General features: G+C 41.1%; 10 protein-coding genes. All 10 read left to right on the top strand.

Annotated features, from left to right (window positions below; all coding sequences use genetic code 11):
- The first annotated feature begins 106 nt into the window (after nt 1-106).
- The 10 genes from IR083_RS20070 to IR083_RS20025 all read left to right on the top strand — a co-directional run bounded on the left by IR083_RS20070 (nt 107) and on the right by IR083_RS20025 (nt 12,058).
- Nucleotides 107-1,057: a beta-ketoacyl synthase chain length factor gene (locus IR083_RS20070; protein WP_194225644.1), complete on the top strand. Its 951-nt coding sequence runs from the start codon at nt 107-109 to the stop codon at nt 1,055-1,057.
- Entirely contained in the window at nt 1,051-1,743 is a 693-nt protein-coding gene (locus IR083_RS20065; protein ID WP_194225643.1) for a polysaccharide deacetylase family protein, read from the top strand. Before IR083_RS20070 ends, IR083_RS20065 begins: the two co-directional genes overlap by 7 nt.
- A complete protein-coding gene (locus tag IR083_RS20060) occupies nt 1,740-2,369 on the top strand; it encodes an outer membrane lipoprotein carrier protein LolA (protein ID WP_006801498.1) in 630 nt (209 codons plus the stop codon). The genes IR083_RS20065 and IR083_RS20060 overlap by 4 nt, the downstream gene beginning before the upstream one ends.
- The gene (locus tag IR083_RS20055; protein WP_194225642.1) at nt 2,344-2,892 is read left to right on the top strand and encodes a hypothetical protein; all 549 of its coding nucleotides are present in this window, start codon (nt 2,344-2,346) and stop codon (nt 2,890-2,892) included. Before IR083_RS20060 ends, IR083_RS20055 begins: the two co-directional genes overlap by 26 nt.
- A complete protein-coding gene (locus IR083_RS20050; protein WP_194225641.1) occupies nt 2,879-3,262 on the top strand; it encodes a hydroxymyristoyl-ACP dehydratase in 384 nt (127 codons plus the stop codon). Before IR083_RS20055 ends, IR083_RS20050 begins: the two co-directional genes overlap by 14 nt.
- Nucleotides 3,255-4,454 (top strand): DUF2062 domain-containing protein, encoded by a 1,200-nt coding sequence (locus tag IR083_RS20045; protein WP_006801495.1) that lies wholly within the window; start codon nt 3,255-3,257, stop codon nt 4,452-4,454. Before IR083_RS20050 ends, IR083_RS20045 begins: the two co-directional genes overlap by 8 nt.
- A 51-nt stretch (nt 4,455-4,505) precedes the next feature.
- Nucleotides 4,506-4,838 carry a hypothetical protein gene (locus tag IR083_RS20040; RefSeq protein ID WP_317174775.1) on the top strand — a complete coding sequence of 111 codons (333 nt, stop codon included), beginning with the start codon at nt 4,506-4,508 and terminating at the stop codon, nt 4,836-4,838.
- A 225-nt stretch (nt 4,839-5,063) separates the two neighbouring features.
- Nucleotides 5,064-8,924 (top strand): trifunctional MMPL family transporter/lysophospholipid acyltransferase/class I SAM-dependent methyltransferase, encoded by a 3,861-nt coding sequence (locus tag IR083_RS20035; protein WP_194225639.1) that lies wholly within the window; start codon nt 5,064-5,066, stop codon nt 8,922-8,924.
- Complete coding sequence (locus tag IR083_RS20030; RefSeq protein ID WP_194225638.1) at nt 8,917-10,404, top strand: phytoene desaturase family protein; 1,488 nt, start codon at nt 8,917-8,919, stop codon at nt 10,402-10,404. The genes IR083_RS20035 and IR083_RS20030 overlap by 8 nt, the downstream gene beginning before the upstream one ends.
- Nucleotides 10,397-12,058: a C45 family autoproteolytic acyltransferase/hydolase gene (locus IR083_RS20025; RefSeq protein ID WP_194225637.1), complete on the top strand. Its 1,662-nt coding sequence runs from the start codon at nt 10,397-10,399 to the stop codon at nt 12,056-12,058. Before IR083_RS20030 ends, IR083_RS20025 begins: the two co-directional genes overlap by 8 nt.
- Nucleotides 12,059-12,061: the final 3 nt, after the last annotated feature.

Genomic DNA, 12,061 nt, shown 5'->3' with positions numbered 1-12,061 from the left:
GGCTTTGGGCAAAAGGAACACAAGCAATCTTTGATTGCGCGTAGTATAATCACATTAAATAATAGAATATTAAAATATATCTATAAATATTTTACAACACTTAGTTATGAAAAGACCTTGTTATATAAACTCATTTGCATCTATCCACCCCGATGGTATTACCGGAGAGGATGGGATGCTGCATGCGGTTGAGCCGGATTACAAGCACATCATAACCAACGCAAATATGCGCCGCCGTATGAGCCACATTGTAAAGATGGGTGTTGCGTGCGGATTGGTTTGTCTGGAACAAAGTGGAAACAAAAATATAGATGCCATTATTACAGCCACCGGACTAGGATGCCTGGCCGATACAGAAAAGTTTCTGGATAATCTCATAGAAAATGAGGAGCAACTGCTGAATCCTTCGGCTTTTATACAATCTACATTCAATGTCATAGGCGCTCAGATCGCCCTGATTACAGGCAGCCATTTTTATAACAATACCTATGTGCACCGTGGCCTTAGCTTCGAAAGCGCCCTGATCGACGGCATGATGAGAATATGGGAAGGTGACAATCAGATCCTGGTCGGCGCTGCCGATGAAGCGTTACCGGCCGAACATACTATTTTGAAAAGGCTGGGTATGCTGAATAATATTATATTGGGCGAAGGCTCCCAGTTTTTTACATTAGCGGCTGACAAAGAATTATATACTGTTGCAGAACTGGCAGCTGTCAGGACATTTACAGGAAAGATGTCTTCGGAGGAAATATTGCAAAAGATAAAGATATTTTTGAAAGAAAATAATTTAGAGCCCGATTCTATTCAGCATCTTATCACCGGACGTAATGGCAACACTGCGGATGATTCCATCTATAATAATATAGGACAATTATTCCCATCCACCTCATACTCGACATTCAAAGACATTTGCGGGGAATACCCGACCGCTTCGGCTTTCGGTATGTGGAAAGGATTAGGTCGATTGAAAGAATCCGGTGATATACGATACCTGCTTATCTACAACCATTATTACACTGTAAATCATTCATTGATATTATTGAAAAAATGCTGATTTTCATTTCATCCATAGCCGCTATACTGCTTATATTCCTTATCTATGCCTCTTACAGCATTCGGTCGGGAATATACTTAAAAGCATTATGCCGGAATGAAAAGAAAGGAAAAGTAGTAGCGCTCACATTTGACGACGGGCCCGACAAAGAGCAGACGCCCAAAATACTCGATATTTTGAAAGAATATGATGTCAAAGCTACTTTTTTTTGTATCGGCAGTAAGATCAAAGGCAATGAGAGTATCCTGTCAAGGATGAAAGAGGAAGGCCATTTGATCGGCAACCATACTTTTAATCACTTTTTTTCGTTTCCTTTGTATACATCCCAACGGATGAAAGCAGAGCTAAACGATTGCGAAAAAGCTATTGAGGAGGTAACGGGAGAAAGAACGATATTGTTTCGTCCACCTTTCGGCATCACCAATCCGACCGTAGCAAAGGTGGTCAGGACAATGGGTTGTCTGACTATTGGCTGGAGTATCCGCTCTTTAGATACATGTAAGAAAGAAAACACGGTATTGAAGCGAATAAAGCGAGGACTAAAGCCGGGAGCCGTCATTCTTTTACACGACTCATTACCTATGAGTGACAGCCTGTTACTAAAAGTGCTCGAGCTTCTGAAAGAAAATGATTACACCATACAGAGAGTAGATAAATTATTTGATATACCTAAAACAACGAAATGAAACGCATATATATTTGTTATTTACTTATTTTCATTTGTTTACCGCAGATAAACGCGCAGATGAAAAAGATGAAAGATGTGGAAGCCTTTAACAAACGTGTTCTCCGGGAGGCTGTATCTATAAAAAGTATAGAAAGTGACTTTACCCAGATAAAGCATCTCGACCTGTTTAATGAAGATATAACTTCGAAAGGTAAATTCTATTACAGGTACAATGATAAAATAAGCCTCGATTATAGTTCCCCTACAAAATACCTGATTGTTATCAATGCCGATAAACTAAAGATAGTTTCGGATGGTAAAAAAAATGTAGTGAATCTGAAATCGAATAAAGTAATGAGTGAAATGAGAAGTATGCTCGCCGCATGTATGTCTGGCAATATTTCGCAAATATCAGGTTATAATATGGAATACTTCGAAGATACCAACTCCTATCTGATAAAAATAAAACCAACCAATAAATCTGTACAAGCATATATCTCAGGCTTCGATATCTATATGGACAAAAAAGACATGTCGGTATCCAAGCTGCGGATATCCGAGAATGCCACCGATTATACCGATTACCTGTTTCAGAACAAAAAGTTTAATACACTGACAGATGACAAGAAGTTTTCAGTTAATTAGTCTCCTGTTGGCGTGCCTTACTTTCGCCTCCTGTGCTAAGAATACATATCCGCTGAAAACAGGGCCAGCCCCTATTATATCCGTTGGAAAGGAAGTTCAGAAGTACAATATGACGCTGGATTTCGGAGGTAAACATTTCAATGGCATGCTTATCGCAAAAACAATGGAAGATGGAGAGATACGCATTATTGCAACTACCATGTTCGGGCTTAGTCTGTTCGATTTTGGCATGAAAGGTGAAAACTGGAATGTTTACAGTTGTATAGAACCTATGCGGAAAGACCGTGTACTGAAAATCTTTGAAACTGACTTCAAACTGTTATTTTTATCCGACAGGAACGTTAAAAAAATAGAAAAAACAAAAGAATATACTAAATTTGTAACAGGAGGAGGTATATCCAAGGGGGTGGTTTACGTCACACCTGTGACAGAGAACGATTCTGAGAAAATACAAATAAAGCACTCCTGGTTACGATTAACTATCGGACTGGAGAAAATGGGAGAGAACAATGTTATTGAATGATTTTTACGAAATAACCGATGTAATGAAAGGTGGCCCCGCTCACCGTTTAAGAGTGAAGCTGAATCCTTCGCATCGTATATATGAAGGACACTTCACAGGACAACCGATAGTTCCGGGGGTATGCACATTACAAATCATAAAAGACTGCGCCGAAAAACTATCCGGTAAAGAGTATATGTATTCATATATATCCTCTTCAAAATTCCTGTCATTGGTCGACCCGATGGTTAATGGCCTGATAGAGTTTAATATTTCGTTAAAAGATACGGACGATAACCGTACTTCTCTGTCTGCAGAAGGAAAATATCAAGGTACAGATACCGTATTCATCAAAGTAAAAGCAACTTTGAAAGAGATTGAAAATGAATGAATCCGTAGATACTATGATATGGCAGGAGAAATTAAATAATCTCGGTATCGTTGTTATTATCCCTACATACAATAACGACAGGACTCTCCTATCCGTTATTGAAGGGGTAAAACAATACAGCAAACATATTATAGTGGTCAACGACGGTTCTACGGACACAACATCCGGAATACTGAAATCCATCTCCGGCATTCAGATCATTACCCACGCAAAAAATAAGGGAAAAGGCTATGCTCTCAAAAATGGATTATCAGCAGCAAAAGAACAGGGATTCAGATATGCGATAACGATAGACTCCGACGGACAGCACTACCCTGCTGATATACCTTCCTTTGTGAATGAAATAGAAATGCATCCTGATACGATGCTTGTGGGGGCACGGAATCTGACAGCCAATAACATGCCGGGTAAAAATACATTTGCCAATAAATTCTCGAACTTCTGGTTTCAGCTGGAAACAGGTATAAAGCTGGAAGACACCCAATCCGGCTACCGCCTTTATCCGCTCCATCGCATAGGAAAAATGAAATATTGCACAGCCAAATACGAATTCGAATTGGAAATGATCGTATTTCTGGCATGGAAGGGTGTGAATGTAAAAAATATCCCTGTAAATGTATATTACCCGCCACAGGGCGAACGGGTATCGCACTTCCGGCCGTTAAGGGATTTTACACGCATCAGCATACTGAATACAATACTTGTTATAATCACCTTCTTGTGGATACTACCCTTGAAATTTTTCAGGAAACTGACATGGACAAATATCCGCGCTTTTATCGATAAGGAAATACTAAAGTCGAAAGATTCGAACCGAACCATGACACTATCCATTATGTTAGGTATTTTCATGGGGATTGTTCCCATATGGGGCTATCAGATGATTGTAACGGTTTTTCTTGCCCATTTCCTGAAACTGAACAAAGTAATTTCGCTGGTTGCTTCCAATATCAGTATTCCCCCGGTAATGCCATTCCTTTTGTATGGGAGCTATGCTACAGGCTGCTTTCTTACAAATAGCCCTGTATCGTTCGATATCACCGATGTTTCATTGGAAAGGATGAAAACGGTCTTGTTCCAGTATCTGACGGGCAGTATAGTATTCGCTTTGGTTTGCAGCATGCTGGCAGGTATTATTTCGGCAAGTTTACTGTTGATATTCCGAAAAAGGAAACGGGCTGTAGATGTTTAAGTAATCTAATGACATGTTTTAATGTATAGTGACTATCTTAATTTAAAATTGGTGACTTTGTCTCATTACTGTCGCGCCCTCCCGGGCTTGCCCTCACTTTTGGCATTGCCCAAAAGTAAGCAAAAAGCTAGCGCTAAGTTCCTCGGCGATCTGTCAACAGCTTGCCGGCTGAAAGTGACAAACGGGCTGTCGCCCCGTCCCTTTCTACGCCGACTGCACTGGACAGGTGCCCGCCTGCGGAACCAATGCGCGTCTGCTGACGCCATAGTAAGGCAAAGCCCCTTCGAGAATAAAATATGCGTCAGCCAGCGCCATATGCTTCACGGACGGGCACCCGTCAGAAGAGAAAGGCTAAAAAACGAAAACGTGTTTGAGCTTATCTAGCGATTCGGGCTATACAAACCTCAGAGCGAGTTTTTTCGTTTAGCCGTTCTCTTCTGCTAACAGGTCGGCCTTTGAAGTGGGCGCTAAAGCATTTTTGGTTCCTTTTGGGGCTTTGGCCAAAAGGAACACAAACAATCTTTGATTGTGCGTAGTAAAAATTACATTAAACAATAGAACATTTAAACGTATCAATAAATATTTTATAATACTTAGCTTAGAGTATAAATGAGTAACTTTTTAGTCAATCTATATAATTATTTCACCCGGCATAAGATAATCCTCTATTTGTCGCTGGTGGCAAGTATAGCCATTATGGGTTATTTTGCCCTGCAACTCAAATTCGAAGAAAATATCACTCAGTTCTTTCCTGATACCAAAAACGAACAAAACCTCAATACCGTTTTCGACAATCTGCGTATCAAGGACAAGATTATCGTCATGTTCTCGTCATCGGATAAGGGACAGGACAACGATACCGCAATATTGACAGAAAGTGCGACCTCATTCGCAGATAGCCTGTTAGCCCGGACACAAGGAACATATGTAAACAATATACTCCTCCGCATAGACGACAGCCTGAAAACAGAGATGCAGAATTTCGTCTATGACAATCTTCCGATCTTACTCAGCGACAGCGATTATCAGCGTATAGATTCCTTGTTTTCAAAAGAAAAAGTCGCATCGGTTATGCAACGGAACTATTCCAACCTGTTGTCTCCGGCCGGAGGCTTTCTCAAAGAATACATTATGAGAGACCCTCTCAGCCTTGGAGGAAACGCACTGAAACGCCTACAGGACTTCCAACTGGATAATAATTTCGAGCAACAAGACGGATACATCTTCTCCAAAGACGGCTCCATGCTGCTGCTGTTCATTACTCCCACATACAGCATGGGAAGTACGGGGCAAAACGATAAACTGATTTCGGCCATAGAAAAGGAAATAGCCGCTATTAATAAAGACTACCCTTCGGTAAAAGCGGAATACTACGGAGGTCCTTCTGTCGGTGTATATAATGCCCGTCAGATAAAAGAAGACTCCATACTGACAATCACTCTGGCACTGATTATAATCATTGTTTTCATCCTGCTGTCCTTCAGGCAAAAGAGGACGATCTTTCAGATCATCACACCGACTATATTCGGGGGCTTGTTCGCCCTCTTTATGATTTCACTGTTGAAAGGCAGTATTTCATCTATAGCCGTCGGTTCCGGTTCCATAATCATGGGTGTTGCCCTGAGTTATTCCATACATATGGTTGTACACCAGAGCCATGTGGCATCTGTAACGCAACTGATAAAGGAACTCACCTACCCTCTTACTGTCGGCAGTTTTACAACAATAGGCGCATTCTTAGGGTTACTTTTCACCAGTTCGGAATTGTTACGAGACTTCGGGCTTTTCGCATCCATGACGCTGATAGGTACAATTATCTTCTGCCTCATATACCTACCTCATTTCCTCGACGGAAGGGTTCATCAGAAAAGAAGCGCGTTGCTCCGCTTTATAGAACGCTTCAATGCTTACCGCTTCGATAAAAACAAATGGCTTGTAGGCGGTATTTTAGTATTAACGGTTATTTGTGTATTTACGTCACGCAATGTGGGTTTCGATGCCGACATGATGCATATGAATTATGAACCGGAACATCTGAAAGAAGCCGAACAGAAATTGGCGGAGATCGTAGATAACGATAAAAAAAATATCCTGTTCGTAAGTGTCGGAAAAAATACCGATGAAGCGATCCAAAACTATAATGCGACCAATAAAAAATTATCAGGACTAAAAGAACAAGGCCTGATCAAAAACTTTGCGTCCGCCGATTACTTCCTTATTCCCGAGGATGTTCAGCAAGAACGTCTGCAAAAATGGAATAATTACTGGACTGCCGGGAAGAAAGATTATTTGAAAACAACGCTGAAAAGCGAGTCTACAACATTTAATTTTCGTCAGGACGCTTTTGCCCCATTCTATAAATGGATAGATTCTGACTTTACTCCGCATAAAGATATTACGAAGACAAGCCGGATACTGAACGACTGGCAAAACACTGTTCCGGGCCTTACCCTGCTTATTTCACAAGTACAGCTCGACGATAAAAATAAGGAAGAAGTATATCAACACTTCAATAATGGCAATGAAGTTGTGATTTTAGACCGCTCCTTCTTTACTAAGAAGTGGGTATCCGCTATCAATGATGACTTTTACCTGATATTATTCATTTCATCATTCCTCATTTTCATTACACTGCTTATATCTTACGGGCGTATCGAGTTGACACTAATCAGTTTCTCCCCGATGTTTATCAGCTGGATTATCATTATTGGCATCATGGGCATATCCGGGATAGAATTCAATATCATCAATATCATCCTGTCCACTTTCATATTTGGTATCGGGGACGATTTCAGTATATTTATTATGGACGGTTTACAAAATAAATACCGGACAAATAAACCTGCGCTGAACGGGCATAAAACTGCCATCTTCTTTTCGGCTTTCACCATTATTGTAGGAATGGGAGCCTTGATTTTCGCGCAGCATCCCGCCTTGCAGTCTATTTCGTTAATGTCCATCCTTGGAATGATAGTTGTGGTTCTGGTTTCATATACCATCCCTCCTGTCATCTTCCGCATCTTTATGTCTTCACAGACAACAAAAGGGCTACCGCCATATACACTTGCCTCTATACTGATCACCGCCTTTATATACGGGCTGTTCCTTGCCGGATGCCTGTTCCTCCGCATAACGATTTTACTATTGTATCTGATTCCTGTAAAGAAGAGTAAAAAACGGCAATTCATGTGCTACCTGATAATGCTCAACTGCCGCTTCATTTGCTTTGCAGGATTTATACTGAAGAAAAAGAAAGTAAATGCCGGTGGTGAAACGTTTAAGAAACCCGCCATTATCATAGCCAACCATCAGTCTTTCCTCGATATACTCCTGTTACTCACGCTCCATCCTAAGATGGTAATGGTTACAAACGAATGGGTATGGAGGTCTCCGTTCTTCGGCGCAGTAATCAGGTATGCAGGCTACTTTTATACAGGCGAAGGATATGAAAATTCGGTGTCGCACATCAAAGAGCGAATCGATGAAGGCTACTCCGTTGTCATATTCCCTGAAGGCACACGTTCATACGATGGTAGATTGAAGCGTTTCCACAAAGGCGCATTCTATCTATCCGAAACACTGAAACTGGATATAATCCCCATCATATTATATGGCACAGGAATGGTTATTTCCAAATCACAGCCATTCTATCTGAAACGTGGAATAATAGCAACTAAAATCCTGCCCCGCATTACTTATGAAGACCGTTCGTTCGGAAACACGTATAAAGAAAGGACAAAAAATACGGCGGCTTATTTCGCATCCGAATATATAAAAGTTTGCGCAGAATATAATACGCCCATCAATCCATATTTCTATCATATGCTGGTAAAAAACTACATCTATAAAGGTCCGGTGATGGAATGGTATGTACGCATAAAGGTGAAAATGGAAAGAAGCTATAAAATATTCGACGAACTGATACCTGAAAGGGGGCAAATCACAGATATCGGTTGCGGGTATGGCACTTTAGGATACATGCTTGCCATATTATCGCCTGACAGGCAGGTATTAGGCATAGATTATGACGAAGATAAGGCCGAAGTCGCCCGGTACGGATATTTACATAGAGAGAATACCGCTTTTGTATATGCCGACGCTTTGGAATATCCGCTACCCGAAAGCGATGTGTTTGTATTGAATGACATGTTGCACTATATGGATAGCCGGAAACAGGAATCGTTATTAAAAAAATGCATACAGAATCTTCGTGACGACGGATTGATCATCGTTCGTGACGGAGATAGCCGGGATAAGCAAAAACAAAAACTGACAAAGTTATCAGAGATATTCTCTACCCGCATATTTGGTTTTAATAAAACAAAAGAAGAACTTTGTTTTACTTCGGCTGAGAAACTATATGAAATAGCTGATAGTTGCAATATGACTGTAGAGAGCTTCAAAAACGATAAATATACGTCTAATACTATTTTCCTATTTAGGAAAAAAGAAGAGAAAACAAATGGGTAAATACGATATCATCATAGCCGGGAGCGGATTGGGCGGTCTCGAATGCGCTGCCATCCTGAGCAAAGAGGGATACAATGTATGCGTGCTTGAAAAGAACGTGCTATTCGGTGGATGCCTGCAAACATACATCAGGAAAGGGCATCAATTCGATACAGGGATTCATTATATCGGCAGTCTGGACGAGGGGCAGATAATGAACCAGTATTTCAAATACTTCGGTATAATGGATAAGCTGAATATAAAACGTCTCGACGCCGACTCTTTCGATACCATATTTTATAAAGATAAAGTATATAATTACGCGGTTGGCCACGATCATTTTGCCGATACGCTGGCCCAATCTTTTCCCCATGAACGGGAGAACCTCAAAGCATATACCTCTATCCTTAAAGATGTGAGCAGGCTCATAGATGTGGACAACCTGAAAAAAGGGAGTATAGCACAGAACGGCATGAAATATTTTTATGCTTCGGCTACTCAGATGATAGCAGATACGGTTAAGGATGAAACACTGAGGAGCGTTTTAGCCGCTACATCCATGCTGTATGGAGGAATAAAGAATAGTTCCACTTTCTACCATCATGCGATGACCAATAACTCGTATATCGAAAGCCCCTACCGTTTTGTAGACGGAACCATGCAGATAGCCGAACGGCTGATAGACGTTATCCGGGCGAATGGAGGTACCGTATTGAACAATAAGGAAGTTACCCGGCTGATAGTAACGGACAATCAGGTTACAGCTGCGGAAGTAAACAACGAAGAAATATTCGAGGCCGATCATTTTATCTCCAATATCCACCCCAAACGCACACTGGAGATACTGGAAAAGAGCCGCTATATAAAAAACGCTTATATATCCCGCATCAATGCTTTGCCTAATTCATTCGGAGTCTTCACTACATATCTGGTGATGAAGCCGGAATCTCAACCATATATCAACAGTAATTATTATGTGCATGGAACTGATAATGTATGGTATAATGACGATTCGTCCCGGGATAAGATCAACAACGCCCTGCTCTGCTTCCAATGCAATAGCAATAGTGACTATACGGATGTAATCTCCGTATTGACACCGATGTACATGTCGGAACTGAAAGAATGGGAAAACACCACTGTAGGCAAGCGGGGGGATGATTACATCGCTTTCAAGAAAACCTATTCAAATAAAGTCCTCAAGTTTCTGAAAGGCAAAGGATTCGATTTCTCCGGTAAGATAGAAAGCATATATAGCACCACACCGTTAAGTTACCGTGACTATACGGGAACGCCTCACGGCTCGGCATACGGTATCGTAAAAGATTGTAAGTTTCCCGAATTAGGTTTTATTTCTACAAAAACGAAACTGAAAAACCTTTACTTTACGGGCCAGAATATGAATGTGCACGGAGCTTTAGGTGTAACGCTCACATCCATGTTCACTTGCGCCGACTTTGTAGGTCAGGAATATTTAGCTAAAAAAGTAGGAAATGCATAAATTGCTGAAAAAAGGTCTGAAAACCGGATTATATGTACTGCTGATATTTATTCTTGCTTTTGGAGGAATTACCGGCTACATGTATTTTTCAGCAGACATGTGTGTCCCCGAAATAACGGAAGAAGTTCCCGCCTATAAACTGACAGAAGAGCCTGATTACCGTCAGTGGGGCGACAATTATCTCCGCAAGAGTGAAAGCGGATTGTGGGAACTGAAAGTATCCGGCAGCGATTATGAACGGGGCATCGCTATAGGAGAGATGTCGAAAGACCTGCTATATTATCAGGAAAAAGTATTTGTAGACCAGATAAAGGTACTTGTCCCATCCGAAAATTACCTGCGGTTCCTCGGCTTCTTCACTATCCTGTACAATCGTAATCTGGGAAAGAACATACCGGAGGAATACAGGCGTGAAATTTACGGGATATCCCATTCCTGCTCCGATGAATTCAGTTATATCGGCACTCCCTACGAAAGACAGTTAAACTACCACGCTGCACATGATTTAGGACATGCCATGCAAGACTATATGCTCGTAGGATGCAGTTCCTTTGCTACATGGGGCACGGCAAGCGCCGATTCAACATTGGTAATCGGCCGCAATTTCGATTTTTATGTAGGGGATGATTTTGCAAAAAATAAAGAAGTACAATTCTATGCGCCCGAAAAAGGTTATAAATTCGTATCTGTAGCCTGGCCGGGAATGACCGGTGTATTGTCGGGCATGAATGAGGAAGGACTGACTGTAACAATCAATGCCGCAAAATCAACCATGCCTGCGTCCGCCAAAACGCCAATATCCATCCTTACAAGAGAGATATTGCAATATGCGTCAACAATTGACGAAGCGTATGAGATTGCGAAAAAGAGAGAGACTTTCGTTTCCGAATCCATCCTTATAGGTTCTGCCAAAGACAAGAAAGCGGCTATTATAGAAAAATCGGCTGATAAGATAGGCTTGTTTACTACCGATGGAGAACAAATTATATGTACCAATCATTTCCAATCCGAAACATTCGCCAAGGACGAACGGAATCTCGAAAATATCCGTACGACAGACAGCCAATACCGTTTCCGAAGATTGACCGAACTCCTCGATAAAAACAAACCTTTAGATGTAACAAAAGCAGCCTCTATCCTTCGCAACACCAAAGGATCGGGAGACAAGGAAATAGGACTGACAAATGAAATGGCAATCAATCAATTTATCGCGCACCATTCGGTCATATTCAAACCCGAACAGCGGATAATATGGGTATCTACCCACCCCTGGCAGATGGGTAAATATGTGGCCTATGACCTGAATAAGATATTCGGCGAAGATACGGATTTCAGGAAAGAGATATATTCCCCGGAATACACTATTCCCGAAGATTCGTTGATACATGGCGATATTTTCAATAACCTCATGGTATATAAGGACCTGACGAAAGAGATAAAAGCTAAGACAAAAGAGAAGAGTTCCGTATCTCCGGGAATATTAAATAAATACGAAGCCTCTAATCCCGAATATTATCATATGTACGAAATAGTCGGGGATTATTACCTGTCACAAGAAGAAATAGAAAAGGCAAAGAATTACTGGCAAAAAGCATTGACAAAAGAAATACCGAAAGTCTCCGAAAAGGAACGGATATTGAAAAAAAGTAAATAACAA

The organism is Dysgonomonas sp. GY75 (assembly GCF_015234155.1).
Lineage (GTDB): Bacteria > Bacteroidota > Bacteroidia > Bacteroidales > Dysgonomonadaceae > Dysgonomonas > Dysgonomonas gadei.
Note: the sequence above shows the minus strand (reverse complement) of the source record. Positions and strands in the feature narration are given on the sequence as shown.